The sequence below is a fragment of the Amycolatopsis sp. NPDC004378 genome, assembly GCF_053602455.1.
Map to the genome: position 1 here is coordinate 39,091 of NZ_JBSGDR010000009.1, position 13,359 is coordinate 52,449.

Below are 13,359 nucleotides of genomic sequence, written 5' to 3' on the forward strand. Positions count from 1 at the left end.
CGCCGGGATTCGGTGGCACGCTGGGCGGATGAGCCCGGACGACGATCCGACCGCGGACTTCCTCGACGAGGTCCGCGCGGAGGAAACGCCGTGGCGGCGCGACCGGCCGCCGGGGGAGCCGGCGCCGGAGCGCGCCGAGCGGCCCGAGCGGTGGGGACGCACCCGGGCGGCGGCCGCCCAGGCGGCGCCGTACCTCCAGGCCGCGGCGCTGGTGGCCTGGCTGGCCAGTGGTGCCTTCGACGACGGCTCGGGGAACCAGAGCGGCTGACGCGTCCAGCGTGGTTGACAGCGCCGGACCTGATTGATTACCGTCCGTGCCTTCTCGGGGTGGGGACGGCGAGAGGCAAGCGATGAGGTTCCCGGCGTTCACCGTGACTGTGACCCGCGAGGCCGGCTTGTGGACGGCCAGGGTGACCGGCGGCTCCGAAGCCGCGATCGCGGGCGAGTTCAAGCGGTTCACCGACATCGACCCAGGCATGCGCGAGCTCATCGCGGACCGGACCGGCGTCCCGGCCACGCGGTTCTACCTCCGGTGGCGCTACGAGTTCGAGGACGAGGACGCGACCGACCTCGTCCTGCAGTACCAGGAGGCGCACCGGATCGCCGAAGACGTCGCGGAGTGGCGCGAAGGGGTCCGCGCCCGCCTGGTTTCCGCGCTGAACGGCCAGATCTCGCAGCGCGCGATCGCCGATCTGCTGGGGCTGTCGCACCAGCGCGTCAACCAGATCGCGCACGAGCCCGTGCCGGAGGCGGCCGAGGTGGTCAAGCCCGGCCGCTGGGTGCCGCTCTAAAGCAGCCAGGCGGCGGCGTCGGCCGGCAGCTTGCCGTCCACCAGCGGGCTGCTCGAGAGCAGCACCTCGCCCGGCGGCAGCGCGATCGGGCTGGCCGAGGTGTTCAACGCGCACACGAGCCCGCCGCCCTTGCGGCGGAACGCGAAGCACCCCGCCGGCGCGCCGTACCACTCCAGCTCGTCGCCGCCGAACGCCGGGTGCGTCTTCCGCAGCTCGATCGCCTGGCGGTACAGGGAAAGCGTCGAGTCCTCGTCTTCGATCTGCTTCTCCACCGTCGACCCGGCCCACTCGGCGGGCATCGGCAGCCACGTCCGCGGGTTGCGCGAGAACCCGAACGGTGGCAGGTCGCCCTCCCACGGCAGCGGGACGCGCGAGACGTCCCGGCCGAACTCCGCGCCGCTCGTCTTGGCGCGCGGGTCCGCCATCTCCGCTACCGGGATGTCGACGTTGGCCAGGCCGAGCTCTTCGCCGTTGTACAGGTACACCGTGCCCGGCAGCGCCAGCTCCACCAGCGCCATCGCCCGGGCCCGCCGGACGCCCACCGCGCCCCCGCCGTAGCGGCTCACCTGCCGCCAGACGTCGTGGTTGCCGAGCGTCCACGTCGCCGGCGCCCCCGTGCGCGCCGGGACCGCCAGGGACCGCTCGATCGCCGTGCGCATCGCGTCCGCGTCGAAGTGGGTCAGCACCAGGCGGAAGTTGAACGCCAGGTGCAGCTCGTCCGGCCGCAGGTAGCGGGACAGGCGCTCCTCGTCGGTCACCCAGATCTCGCCGACCGCCATCGACTCCGGGAACTCGTCGAGCACCTTGCGGATCATCTGGTGGATCTCGTGGACGCCGTCGTAGTCCCAGCGCGGGTCGTAGTAGTGGCTCGGCCCGAGCGCGTCCGCGCGCGGGTCCATGTCCGGCAGGCCGGGTGGCTTGGCCATGCCGTGCGCGACGTCGATGCGGAAGCCGTCCACCCCGCGCTCGAGCCAGAACCGCAGTGTCCGCTCCAGGTCGGCGGCAACCTCGGGGTTGGCCCAGTTGAGGTCCGGCTGCTGGGGCGCGAACAGGTGCAGGTACCACTGGCCGTCGGGCACCCGGGTCCAGGCCGGGCCGCCGAACGCGCTGACCCAGTTGTTCGGCGGGTCCTCGCCCTGGGGGCCGACGCCGTCGCGGAAGACGTAGCGCTCCCGCTCCGGGCTGCCGGGCGCAGCCGCCATCGCGGACTTGAACCAGGCGTGCTGGTTGCTGGTGTGGTTCGGGACGACGTCGACGGTGACCTTGATGCCGCGCTTGTGCGCCTCGGTCAGCAGGACGTCGAAGTCGCCGAGGGTGCCGAACATCGGGTCGACGTCGCGCGGGTCGGCGATGTCGTAGCCGTGGTCGGCCATCGGGGAGCGGTAGAACGGCGTCAGCCACAGCGCGTCGACGCCCAGCAGCTCCAGGTAACCGAGCCGGGAGCGGATGCCTTCCAGGTCTCCGACGCCGTCACCGTCCGAATCGGCGAACGAGCGCACGTAGACCTGGTAGAAGACGGCATCTCGCCACCAGGCGTCCTGTCTCATACGAAGCTGTTCATCATGCTGTGCGCGGCCATCTCCAGGTAGGCCCAGAGCTGCCCGCGGTACGGCTCCTCGAGGTTCTCCTCGTCGACGGCGATCCGGATGCAGCGCAGCCAGGCGTCGCGTTCGATAGGACCGATCTTGAACGGCGCGTGCCGCATCCGCAGCCGCGGGTGCCCGCGCCGGTCGGAGTAGGTGTGCGGGCCACCCCAGTACTGCATGAGGAACAGCCGGAACCGCTCCTCGGCCGGCCCGAGGTCCTCCTCGGGGTAGAGCGGGCGCAGGATCTCGTCTCGCGCGACTTCCTCGTAGAAGCGCGCGACGATCCGGCGGAACGTGGGTTCGCCGCCCACCGCTTCGTAGAGGTTCGCCGGTTCGCTCACTGCAGACACGCCTCTCATTTTGCCCTTCCGGGTACGGGTTCCCGACGCCCGGTCCCGCCTCTGCCGGAAGGTCGCTGCCTCGTTCCCCAGCGTAACGACGCGGCCCGGGACGTGAGGCGGCTCACGTCCCGGGTGCGGGGCTACTTCTCGACCGTCACGGTCGAGGTCGGGAACAACCGGCCCAGCGGCGGCTCGAAGCCGGCTTCCTCGAGCGCCGCCAGCAGCTGCGCGCGCAGGGCCCGCTGGACGGCCCACTGCTTGCCCGGCCGCACCTTCACGGTCAGGCGGAGCTGGATGCCCTCCGGGGTGACGCTCTCCACACCGAGCATCTCCGGCGGTTCCAGGACGTTCGCCTTGAGCGTCTCGCTTTCGGCCGCGGCCGAGGCGGCCCCGGCCAGCACGGTGGACGCGCGCTCGACGTCGGCGGTGTAGCCGAGCGGGACGTCGACGACCGCCACGGCGAAGCCCTGGCTCGAGTTGCCGACGCGCAGCACCTCGCCGTTGCGGACGTACCAGACCGTGCCCTTGAGGTCGCGCAGCGTGGTGATCCGCAGGCCGACGGCCTCGACGGTGCCGGTCGCCTCGCCGATGTCGATGACGTCGCCGACGCCGTACTGGTCCTCGACCATCATGAAGATGCCGGACAGGAAGTCCTTGACCAGGTTCTGCGCGCCGAACCCGATCGCGACGCCGATGATGCCGGCCGACGCGATGATCGGGCCGAGGTTCAGGCCGAGTTCGCCCAGCACGAGGATGAAGGCGAGGCCGTAGATCAGGAACGTGGTCATCGACTTCAGCACCGAGCCGATGGTCTGCGCGCGCTGGCGGCGCCGTTCGATCACGGCGGAGCCGAGCACTTCGGGGGCGCGCTCACGCAGGGGGCGCAGCAGCGCCGGGAGCTTCCCGTTCGACTTCGGGAGCGTCGTGACCCGGTTGATCACCCGTCTGATCAGCAACCGCACCACGAACGCGATCACGATGATCATCAGGATCTTCAACGGCTTGGTCAGCAGCCAGTTCGCCGAGCCGGCCAGCCACGCGTTCTTGGTGGCCTCGTACACCTGACCGCAGAAGGTGCTCGGGTCGGTGGCGCATGGCGGCATGGTGGCAGTCAGCAAGGGGATCACGGGAGATCGATCAACCTTTCCGATCCGGTCGGTTTCGCCAACTTCGAGTGGATGTTGGGTCGCGCGGATGTGACACGTCATGTAACACACGTGCGCTGGGGGCCTGTTCTGTGGTCGACTATGCCTACGCCCCTGGAGGTGGTCGAGTGCCAGACCGACAACCCAGCCCCCGCGGCGCCTCCGGCCGAGCCACGGCCGACGAGACGCCAGAGGTGGTCCTGCGCGCCTATCCGGGGGGTTCCGCATCCGGCGGAGCCGCCCAGATCGGGCCGGGGAGCCGCCCAGGGGGAATTACCCGCCCGCCCGGACAGCGTAGTAGAGGCCGGGATCCGGCTGCCCCGGCCTGGGGCCGGCGCCGGGTGCTCCTGCTCAACGCCACCTTCGAGCCGCTGACCGCATTGCCGCTGCGGCGGGCCGTGGTCCTGGTGATGTGCGGCAAGGCCGAGGTGGTGCACGGCGACCCGGGCGGCATCGAGCTGCATTCGGCCAAGGTGTCGCTGCCGGTGCCCTCGGTGATCCGGCTCAGCACGTACGTGCGGGTGCCCTACCGGGCGCAGGTGCCGCTCACCCGCGCCGGGCTGATGCACCGCGACCGCTACCGCTGCGCCTACTGCGGCGGGCGGGCCGAGACGATCGACCACGTCGTCCCGCGCAGCCGGGGCGGCCCTCACAGCTGGACCAACTGCGTCGCCTGCTGCGCCAAGTGCAACCACCGCAAAGCGGACCGGATGCTCGCCGAGATCGGCTGGAAGCTGCGGGTCGTCCCGCGGGCCCCGCACGGCCCGCACTGGCGGCTGCTCGCGCACTCCAAGGAGGCCGATCCGCTCTGGCGGCCGTACCTCGGCTCCGCGGCGTGATCCGGCCCGGCTGACGGAGCCCCGGACATAACGGCGCCCCGGCTGCCTTGCGGCGGCCGGGGCGAGCCGGGTGCTTGCGCGTGTTCAGGTAGTGCGAGCGGCCCTGGAGTGCGCGGTCAGGCGGCCAGCGCGTAGTCGGCCTGGCAGGTGACGCGGGTCCCCATGGTGACGCGCGTGCCACGGGTGACGCGCGTGCCGCGGGTGACGCGGGTGCCTCGCGTGACGCGCGTGCCGGCCGTGACCCGCGTGCCCATCGTGACGCGCGTGCCTCGGGTGACCCGGGTACCGCGGGTGACGCGCGTGCCGTTCGTCACCCGGGTGCCCATGGTGACGCGGGTGCCCGACGTCACACGTGTACCGCGAGTGACTCGTGTACCGCGGGTAACCCTTGTGCCCGCCGTCACACGCGTTCCGGGCACGAATTCGATGCCGCTCGGTGACGAGAAGGTCTCGGTGATCGCCTGTGCGGGGGTGTGGGCGCTGTTCATGGCAAGGCCTCCTGGGACCGGTGCGTTACCTGCTGGGGCTGGGGAGCGGGGCGCAAGGCCCGTACAGGTGAAAAAGCTACGAGGATTTCAAGGCTGCGACAAGACGACAGCGGCGGGTGCGGCCGCCTGTACGTTGAGTTGCAACCTTTCGGCCCGAAGGTCTTCGCCCCAACGTTCCAGTGGCCGCGAGCCAAGCGGCGGACGGCACTCGGCTTACGACGAACGGTCGAGTGCGGCGCGCGCGGTGGCCGCCGGGGTTATCCGATACGCTCAGCGCCGTGAACGTTGTCGAGACGATCGTGGTCTTCGCCGTGATCCCGCTGGCCATCTACGGTCTCGCCGGGCTGCTGACGCTCCGGCGCAGGTCCGGCGGTGCCCCGCGGTACCGGTCCGGCCAGGCCTGGGACTACCCGGCCATGTGGTGGAGCGCCAACCCCGACGGGGTGGGCGCGGGGCACCGGCACGCCGGAGCCGAGAACAGTGCGCCCGAGGGCGCCCCGACCGCGGCGGGAGGCGCTCGTGGCAACTGGTGAGCTGACGAAGCGCGTCGACGAGTCCGAGCTGGGCTACGGCGAGGGCCTGACGTCCAGCGGCCGCGTGTCGGCCGCGAAGATGTACGAGCCGGCGGCGCCGACGAGCCCGTTCACGACGCGGCAGCTGGCCCGCCTCGACGAGGCGCTGACGTTCGCGAGCCGGGAGACCGGCCTCGACTTCAGCCTGTACCTCGGCGAGCTGGGCGAGGACAGCCGCTCGACGGCGGAGAAGCTGCACGCGACGACGACGGACCCGGCGAACGCGGTCCTGATCGCGGTCTCCCCGGGCGAGCGCCTGATCGAGATCGTCACCGGCAAGACGGCCCACGTCCGCCTGCCCGACCGCGGCGCCAAGCTGGCGGTGGCGAGCATGGTGGCGTCCTTCAAGGAGGGCGACCTGGTCCGCGGGCTGGTCAACGGCCTCGCGAACGCCCTGCGCATGCTTTCCGACCAGGCCGGGCCCGCGCCCCGCTGACGGAGACACAGAAGAGCCCCGCACCTCGGCCGAGGTGCGGGGCTCTTTTCCTGTCTACCGCGGCTCTCGTGAGTGTTCAGGGCGGTCGGAACCGCCCTGAACACTCACGACCGGTCAGGCCTGGGCGTCGAAGTCCCGGGCGGCCAGCGCCCGCACGATCCCGGCCCGGCCTTCCGAAACCAGCCGGCGCAGGGCGTGCGAGTGCTCGCCCGCCAGCCACTCGTCGGACGCCGTCACCGTCTCCGGGGCCACCGCCCACGACGGGTACAGCCCGATCGCGATCGGCTGGGCACGCTCGCTCGAGCGGCGCTGCCACACCTCGTCGATGACCTCGAAGTACCGGCCCACGTACGAGCCCAGCAGCGCCTTCTGGCCCGGGTGCGAGAAGCCGGAGATGAGCGAGTCGCTGACCGCGTTGGGCAGCTCGTCGTCGTACACCGCCCGCTGCCACGCGTCGGCCTTGGCCTCCGGCGTCGGGCGCAGGGCGCGGCTGCGCTCCGCCTGGCGGCGGCCCGTCGCCGTGTTGTCGCGGGCCAGCTCGGCGTCGATCTCCGCCGAATCCGCCTTGCCGTGCGCCACCAGGGCGTGCAGCAGGCGCCAGCGCAGGTCGGTGTCCACCGTGAGGCCCGGGAGCGGCGCCGAGCCGTCGAGCCAGCCGGACAGCACCGACAACGTGGCGTCGTCCAGCACCGACCCGGCCAGCGAGTTGACGAACGCCAGCTGGTGGTCCGAGCCCGGCTCGGCGCCGCGGGCCAGCTCCAGCAGCCGCGCCGTGAACGCCGGCCAGCCGCGGGCGGCCGCCCACTCCTGCTCGGCGTAGGAGTTCAGCGCCGTCTGGGCCTGCAGCAGCAGCCGCTGGACGACACCGACCTCGCTCTCGGTGTGGATGCCGCGCTGCACCAGCGTGACGAAGTCGCGGGCCTTCAGCTCGGCCTCGCGCGTCATCTCCCACGCCGCCGACCAGCAGAGCGTCCGCGGCAGCGGCTCGGTGATGTCGGCGACGCGGTCGATCAGCGTCGTCAGCGACGCCGGGTCGAGCCGCATCGTGCAGTACGTCAGGTCGTCGTCGTTGACCAGCACGAGCTTGCCCGCGGGCCGGCCGACCAGGGCCGGCACCTCGGTGCGCTCGCCGTCCACGTCCAGCTCGACGCGCTGGGTGCGGACGATCTTGCCGGAGCCGTCCTCGTCGTAGATCCCGACGGCGACGCGGTGCGTGCGCAGCTCACCGGCGCCCGGCTTCGCGCCCGTCTGCACGACCGCGAACGACGTGAACGTGCCGTCCGCGCCGACCTCGTAGCGCGGGCTCAGCGAGTTCAGCCCCGTCGTCTCCAGCCACTGCGCGCTCCACCACGACAGGTCGCGCCCGGACGCCTCTTCCAGCGCGCCCAGCAGGTCGGCCAGGGTGGCGTTGCCCCACGCGTGCTTGCCGAAGTACACCTTCAGGCCGTCGAGGAAGTGCTCGAGCCCGACGTACGCGACGAGCTGCTTGAGGACGCTCGCGCCCTTGGCGTAGGTGATGCCGTCGAAGTTCACCTCGACCGCGTGCAGGTCGACGATGTCGGCCGCGATCGGGTGCGTCGAGGGCAGCTGGTCCTGCCGGTAGGCCCAAGACTTCTCGATGTTCGCGAAGCTGGTCCACGCGTTCTTGTACTCGGTGGCCTCGGCCTGGGCCAGCACGCTCGCGAAGGTCGCGAACGACTCGTTCAGCCACAGGTCGTCCCACCAGCGCATGGTGACCAGGTCGCCGAACCACATGTGCGCCATCTCGTGCAGCAGCGTCTCGGCGCGCCGCTCGTAGGCGTAGCGGGTGACGCGGCTGCGGAAGACGTAGTCCTCCAGGAACGTCACGGCGCCGGCGTTCTCCATCGCGCCCGCGTTGAACTCCGGCACGAACAGCTGGTCGTACTTGGAGAACGGGTAGGGCGTGCCGAACTTCTCGTGGTAGAAGCCGAAACCCTGCTTGGTCTCGGTGAACAGCTTGTCCGCGTCCATGTGCTCGGCCAGCGACGCGCGGCAGTAGACGCCCAGCGGGATCGTCTTGTGCTCGTCGGTGTACTCGTCGCGCCACTCGGCGTACGGGCCGGCGATCAGCGCGACCAGGTACGTCGAGAGCCGCTCGGACTCCTTGAACACCGTTCGGACGGCGCCTTCCGCCGTCTCCTCGGTGGACTCGGCCATCGTGTTCGAGACGACCTTCCAGTCCTTCGGCGCGACGACGGTCAGCCGGTAGACGGACTTCAGGTCGGGCTGGTCGAAGCAGGCGAACATCCGCTTCGCGTCCGCCGTCTCGAACTGCGAGTACAGGTAGACGCCGTCGTCGACCGGGTCGACGAACCGGTGCAGGCCTTCGCCGGTGTTCATGTAGCGGCAGTCGGCGGTCACCGTCAGCTCGTTCGCCTCGGCCAGGCCGGCGAGCGCGATGCCCTTGTCCTCGACGTACGCGCTGGTGTCGACGTCCGCGCCGTTCAGGGTCGCCGAGTGCACGCGGTCGGCGACGATGTCGACCCACGTGTCGGCACCGGCCCGGGCACTGGAGAACCGGACGGTCGTCTTCGACGCGAAGGTCTTCTCCCCGGGACCGCCGTGGCCGTCGGTGAGATCCAGCTCGATGTCGTATCCGGTGACGTCGAGCAGGTCCGCGCGCAGCTTGGCTTGGTCGCGGGTCAGGTTGGGGGCGGGCACAGGCACCTCTGGTCGTTGGTATCGGTTTTCAACTCCCCGCATCCAATCATGGGGACGGGGTGGCGGGCGATAAGGGAACAAGCCCGCACCCCGCGGTGTTGGCCCGTCGTGTGGGGGTCCGCCCACATCGAGACGTCACTCAGGAGTACCCCGATGACCGCTGCCGAGCAGCCCACGAAGGTCGATTTCTACTTCGACCCGATCTGCCCGTTCGCGTGGATCACCTCCCGCTGGATCCTGGAGGTGGAGAAGCACCGCAACCTCGACCTGCGCTTCCGGATCATGAGCCTGTCGGTGCTCAACGAGGGCCGGGACGAGCTGCCCGAGCAGTACAAGGAGCTGCTGGCGAAGGGCTGGGGCCCGGTGCGCGTGGCCGTGGCGCTGTCGCAGCTCAAGGGTGAGGAGATGCTGCGCGAGTACTACACCGAGTTCGGCACCCGCTACCACAACCAGGGCGTCAAGGACTACGACACGGTCATCAAGGAGGCCCTGGCGGCGATCGGCGCGCCCGCCGAGCTGGCCGAGGCCGCGCACTCCACGGAGTACGACGAGGCGCTGAAGAAGAGCCACCACGAGGGGATGGACCCGGTCGGCCAGGACGTCGGCACCCCGACGATCCACATCGACGGCGTGGCGTTCTTCGGTCCGGTGCTCAGCTCGATCCCGCGCGGCGAAGACGCGCTGAAGGTGTTCGACGGCGCCGTCGCGCTGGCGAGCTACCCGGACTTCTTCGAGCTGAAGCGCACCCGGACGGGCGAGCTGAACTTCGACTAAGGCGTGTTCAGGGCGGCCAAGGTGACGTCGCTGGGGTAGCGGGACGCGGCCACGGCGGCGACCTCGGTCGTCTCGCCGCGGCCCATCGCCGCCTTCAGCGCGATCAGCTCGTGCAGGCCGTGGCGGTGGTAGCGGAGGAAGTCGGCGTCGACCGGTTCGCCGTGCCCGGGGACGATCACCCGCGGCTTCAGCTCGAGGAGCCGGTCGAAGGTGTCCGGCCAGGCCGTCAGGTCCGAGCCGGCGCTGAAGGAGAACGCGCTGAAGCCGTGTTCGGCGTTCTCGACGACGTCGCCCGCGAAGAGCACGTCGACGTCCGGCACGTGCACGACGGCGTCGTGGTCGGTGTGGGCGCGGCCGGGGTGCAGCAGGACCGCCGTCCGGCCGCCCAGGTCGAGTTCGGCGCGGTCGGTGAACAGGTGGTCGGGCACGGCGAACGTGGTGCGCGCGATCGCGTCGGCGGTGTCCGTCTTGCCCTGTTCGCGGTAGTAGGCGATCCACTTGGCCCGGTCGTCCTCCGCGGACTCGGCCAGCTCGGCGCGGCAGCCTTCGTGCGCCCAGACCGCGCAGGGCAGGAACCGCTCGGTGCCCCAGGCGTGGTCGAAGTGGGCGTGCGTGTAGACCACCGACCAGGGCAGCGGCGTCAGTTCGCGGACCGCCGCGGCGAGTTCGGCGCCCTGCTCGAGGTCGCCGCGGGTGTCGACGACCAGGCAGCGTTCGGCGCCGACCACCAGCCCGACGGTCAGGTCCAGCTCCTCGTAGCGGCGCGCGTGCACGCCCTCGGCGACCTCGATCCAGCGCCCGGTCATGCGAGCACTCCTTCCGTCAGCATCGGAGCAGCATCGCTCACGTCGAGCCGGGCGGCCAGCGCGACGTCGCCGCCGTGCCCGGCTTCGGTCAGCTCACGCCCGGAGACGCAGCTTGCCAGCGCGTCGACGTCGACGCACCGCGCGGCGAAGGTGGCTTCGGGCGAGAGCGACAGCCCCAGCCCGGCCAGCGCCCCGGCGATCGCGCCCGCGCCCACCTGGTCTTCGACGCAGGGCCGCAGCGGGCCGAGTTCCTCGCCGTGGCCGAAGATGTCGACGCCCCAGCGTTCCCCGGCGGCGATGACGCCGACCGGGCCGCCCAGCTCGCGGGCTTTCGCCGCGATCGCGGACGCGTTGCGCAGGCAGCCGGCCAGCACGTGCGCGCCGGTCGCCGCCGCGGCGGCGCAGAGCGTCGCGCCGTTGGGCGAGGGGAGCGCGAGCAGGGTCCCCGGCGGGATTTCCGTCACAGAAGACGGCCTCAGGGTGAACTCGCTCTCACCCGCGACGACGGCTCCCGCGGCCCGCGCCTGCGCGACACCGCGTTCGTCGCGAAACCGCACGGGCAGCACGCGCCCGCCGCGGCCGACCACGAGATCCGTGGTGGTGCCGAAGGAAAGCACGTCGACGACGACCAGTACGGCGCATTCCCGGCCGAGCGCGCTCACCCCTTCGCCGCCCCAGTCGAGCCGGACGTCGTAGCCGGATTGCTCCCAGATGCCCACCCCCGGAGCATGCCGGACGCCGGGCGTGGTGGCAGACTCCCAGCCGTGCGTGTCTACTTGGGATCCGACCATGCCGGTTACGAGCTGAAGAACCACCTGGTGGCTCACCTGGAGAAGCAGGGCCACGAGGTCACCGACATCGGCCCGCACGTCTACGACGCGGCCGACGACTACCCGGCCTTCTGCGTCGAGACGGCGCTGCGCGTGGTGGCCGACGAAGGCAGCCGCGGCATCGTCGTCGGCGGCTCGGGCAACGGCGAGCAGATCGCCGCGAACAAGGTCCCCGGCGCGCGCGCCGGCCTCGCCTGGAGCGTCGAGACCGCCCAGCTGTGCCGCGAGCACAACCACGCCCAGCTGATCGGCGTCGGCGCCCGGATGCACACCGTCGAGCAGGCCACCGAGATCGTCGAAGCCTTCCTGGCGACCGAAGTTTCGCCGGAGGAGCGGCACGCGCGCCGCGTGCAGCAGCTGCTTGACTACGAGCGCACCGGAATCCCGCCGGCGCTGCCGGGGGCCTGATGCCCGAAGGGCACACCCTCCACCGGCTCGCGCGGCTGCACAAGCGCCGGTACGCCGGCGCCCCGGTCGAGGTGAGCAGCCCGCAGGGCCGGTTCGCCACCGAAGCGTCCCGTTTGGACGGTCAGGTGCTCGTCGGCGCCGAGGCGTACGGCAAGCACCTGTTCCACGACTACGGTTCCCACGGGGTCGTGCACATCCACCTCGGGTTGTACGGCACGTTCGGCGAGTCGCCGCTGCCCGCGACGGAACCGGTGGGGCAGGTGCGGCTGCGTCTGGCAGGCCGGACGCACCTGACGGACCTGCGCGGGCCCAACCGCTGCGAGCTGCTTTCCCCCGACCAGGCGGACGCGATCAAGGCGCGGCTCGGCCCGGACCCGCTGCGCCGCGACGCGAAACCCGAGCGGGCCTGGGAACGCATCTCGCGCTCGAAGACGTCGATCGCCGCGCTGCTGATGGACCAGGCGGTGCTCGCCGGCGTCGGCAACGTCTACCGCGCCGAAGTGCTGTTTCGCCACGGCGTCGCGCCGCTGACGCCGGGCCGGGCCCTGGACCGGGCGGTGTGGGACGACATGTGGGCCGACCTGGTGACCCTGATGCGCGCCGGCGTTCGCGCCGGGCGCATCGACACGGTCCGGCCCGAGCACCTGCCGGAGGCGATGGGCCGCGCGGCGCGCGTCGACCGCCACGGCGGCGAGGTGTACGTCTACCGGCGGGCCGGTGAGCCCTGCCTGGTGTGCGGGACGCCGGTGGCGAACTCTGAGCTGGTGGGGCGCAACCTCTACTGGTGCCCGTCCTGCCAGCCGGCCTGACTCAGAGCCGGGCGGCGAAGGTCTTCGCGAACGTGTGGACGTCGCCGGGCCAGCGCGCCGAGACGTAGTTGCCGTCCTCGACGACGAACGCGGGCCGGGCGTCGTCGAGCCGGTCGCGGGCCCGGCCGCTCGCCCGGACGCGGTCGGTGGTGTCGAGGAAGTCCTCCGGACGCGCCAGGGCGCGCGTGACCTCCTGCTGCACCGACATGTACCCGTCGGGCTGACCGGGTTCTTCGCGGTAGGTGCGGTAGTAGTCCGGGTCCCAGAAGCGCGTGCGCCGCGCGATCCGCCACGCCGTGCGTTCCAGCGGCCAGGTCAGCGCCGTCGTGCGGCGGCCGTGCAGGACCGAGCGGCCGGTCCCGGGGTCCACGCTGCGCGCGGCGAGCAGGACGCCGTGGCAGATCGCGCCGACCGGCAGGTCGCGGCGGAACGCGTCGACGACCGTCTTCTGCAGCACCGGGCTTTCGAGGTACTCGCGCATGCCGCGGGCGCGGTGCCCGCCCGGCAGCAGCAGGCCGTCTTCGACTCCGGCCTCGTCCCAGCGGGACGGCGACCGCCACGCGGGATCGGCGAGCAGGGCGCGGTGGGCGTCCCGCGCGGCGCTGTCGGCGCGCAGGACCCGCCCGACCGCGACCAGTTTCTCCAGGCCCGGCACGCGGCCCCACGGGTCGAGGCCCCGGCCGGTGACCATCAGCTCGTCGCAGGCGGCCTGCGTGCCGTCCGGCGTCGCGAACCGCACGGTGTGCCCGGCGGCGGTGAGCACCGCGTGGCTCACCGCCACCTCGGACGGGTCCGAGTCGCGCGCCGGGACCGGGATCAGGACAGTCGCCATGCGCCAGACAATGCCAGCGC

The 13,359-nt window shown here is 71.7% G+C and carries 16 protein-coding genes; 8 read left to right on the forward strand and 8 right to left on the reverse strand.

Translation table 11 applies throughout. From position 1 onward, the window contains the following. Positions 1–28 precede the first annotated feature (28 nt). Both ACWEN0_RS25440 and ACWEN0_RS25445 read left to right on the forward strand, forming a co-directional pair. Complete coding sequence (locus ACWEN0_RS25440) at positions 29–268, forward strand: hypothetical protein (RefSeq protein WP_451978265.1); 240 nt, start codon at positions 29–31, stop codon at positions 266–268. A gap of 103 nt (positions 269–371) precedes the next feature. After that, positions 372–791, forward strand: coding sequence for a hypothetical protein (locus ACWEN0_RS25445; RefSeq protein WP_451978268.1), 420 nt, complete (start codon positions 372–374; stop codon positions 789–791). On the opposite strand, the gene ACWEN0_RS25450 is transcribed toward ACWEN0_RS25445, so the two are convergent. The 3 genes from ACWEN0_RS25450 to ACWEN0_RS25460 all read right to left on the reverse strand — a co-directional run bounded on the left by ACWEN0_RS25450 (position 788) and on the right by ACWEN0_RS25460 (position 3,821). Next, positions 788–2,338 carry a glycoside hydrolase family 13 protein gene (locus tag ACWEN0_RS25450; protein WP_451978271.1) on the reverse strand — a complete coding sequence of 517 codons (1,551 nt, stop codon included), beginning with the start codon at positions 2,336–2,338 and terminating at the stop codon, positions 788–790. The genes ACWEN0_RS25445 and ACWEN0_RS25450 overlap by 4 nt on opposite strands. Beyond that, positions 2,335–2,718 carry a globin gene (locus ACWEN0_RS25455; protein ID WP_072477289.1) on the reverse strand — a complete coding sequence of 128 codons (384 nt, stop codon included), beginning with the start codon at positions 2,716–2,718 and terminating at the stop codon, positions 2,335–2,337. The genes ACWEN0_RS25450 and ACWEN0_RS25455 overlap by 4 nt, the downstream gene beginning before the upstream one ends. Positions 2,719–2,858: 140 nt before the next feature. Continuing rightward, on the reverse strand, positions 2,859–3,821 hold the full coding sequence (locus tag ACWEN0_RS25460) for a mechanosensitive ion channel family protein (RefSeq protein ID WP_451979016.1): 963 nt from the start codon (positions 3,819–3,821) through the stop codon (positions 2,859–2,861). 383 nt (positions 3,822–4,204) lie between these two features. Here ACWEN0_RS25460 and ACWEN0_RS25465 point away from each other — a divergent pair, with 383 nt between their 5' ends. After that, on the forward strand, positions 4,205–4,702 hold the full coding sequence (locus tag ACWEN0_RS25465) for an HNH endonuclease (RefSeq protein WP_451978274.1): 498 nt from the start codon (positions 4,205–4,207) through the stop codon (positions 4,700–4,702). A 116-nt stretch (positions 4,703–4,818) separates the two neighbouring features. On the opposite strand, the gene ACWEN0_RS25470 is transcribed toward ACWEN0_RS25465, so the two are convergent. Continuing rightward, positions 4,819–5,190, reverse strand: coding sequence for a hypothetical protein (locus ACWEN0_RS25470; protein WP_451978277.1), 372 nt, complete (start codon positions 5,188–5,190; stop codon positions 4,819–4,821). A 278-nt stretch (positions 5,191–5,468) separates the two neighbouring features. Between ACWEN0_RS25470 and ctaJ the strand changes: the two genes are divergently transcribed. Continuing rightward, positions 5,469–5,723: an aa3-type cytochrome oxidase subunit CtaJ gene (gene ctaJ, locus ACWEN0_RS25475; RefSeq protein WP_451978280.1), complete on the forward strand. Its 255-nt coding sequence runs from the start codon at positions 5,469–5,471 to the stop codon at positions 5,721–5,723. Then, entirely contained in the window at positions 5,710–6,198 is a 489-nt protein-coding gene (locus ACWEN0_RS25480; protein WP_451978282.1) for a DUF5130 family protein, read from the forward strand. The genes ctaJ and ACWEN0_RS25480 overlap by 14 nt, the downstream gene beginning before the upstream one ends. Positions 6,199–6,312: 114 nt before the next feature. Here ACWEN0_RS25480 and pepN read toward each other — a convergent pair whose 3' ends face one another. Continuing rightward, complete coding sequence (gene pepN, locus ACWEN0_RS25485) at positions 6,313–8,880, reverse strand: aminopeptidase N (RefSeq protein ID WP_451979019.1); 2,568 nt, start codon at positions 8,878–8,880, stop codon at positions 6,313–6,315. Positions 8,881–9,033: 153 nt separating this feature from the next. Between pepN and ACWEN0_RS25490 the strand changes: the two genes are divergently transcribed. Next, a complete protein-coding gene (locus tag ACWEN0_RS25490; RefSeq protein WP_449689489.1) occupies positions 9,034–9,654 on the forward strand; it encodes a mycothiol-dependent nitroreductase Rv2466c family protein in 621 nt (206 codons plus the stop codon). Here the strand turns inward: ACWEN0_RS25490 and ACWEN0_RS25495 are convergent. Continuing rightward, entirely contained in the window at positions 9,651–10,460 is an 810-nt protein-coding gene (locus ACWEN0_RS25495; protein WP_451978285.1) for an MBL fold metallo-hydrolase, read from the reverse strand. The two genes, ACWEN0_RS25490 and ACWEN0_RS25495, sit on opposite strands and share 4 nt — an antisense overlap. Beyond that, positions 10,457–11,179 carry a 2-phosphosulfolactate phosphatase gene (locus tag ACWEN0_RS25500; RefSeq protein ID WP_451978288.1) on the reverse strand — a complete coding sequence of 241 codons (723 nt, stop codon included), beginning with the start codon at positions 11,177–11,179 and terminating at the stop codon, positions 10,457–10,459. Before ACWEN0_RS25500 ends, ACWEN0_RS25495 begins: the two co-directional genes overlap by 4 nt. Positions 11,180–11,224: 45 nt before the next feature. Here ACWEN0_RS25500 and ACWEN0_RS25505 point away from each other — a divergent pair, with 45 nt between their 5' ends. After that, positions 11,225–11,698 carry a ribose-5-phosphate isomerase gene (locus ACWEN0_RS25505; RefSeq protein WP_451978291.1) on the forward strand — a complete coding sequence of 158 codons (474 nt, stop codon included), beginning with the start codon at positions 11,225–11,227 and terminating at the stop codon, positions 11,696–11,698. Then, positions 11,698–12,507, forward strand: a complete 810-nt coding sequence (locus ACWEN0_RS25510) for an Fpg/Nei family DNA glycosylase (protein ID WP_451978294.1) — start codon at positions 11,698–11,700, stop codon at positions 12,505–12,507. The genes ACWEN0_RS25505 and ACWEN0_RS25510 overlap by 1 nt, the downstream gene beginning before the upstream one ends. Before the next feature lies 1 nt (position 12,508). Here the strand turns inward: ACWEN0_RS25510 and ACWEN0_RS25515 are convergent, their stop codons facing one another. Then, positions 12,509–13,339: a type 1 glutamine amidotransferase domain-containing protein gene (locus ACWEN0_RS25515; RefSeq protein WP_451978297.1), complete on the reverse strand. Its 831-nt coding sequence runs from the start codon at positions 13,337–13,339 to the stop codon at positions 12,509–12,511. Positions 13,340–13,359 lie beyond the last annotated feature (20 nt).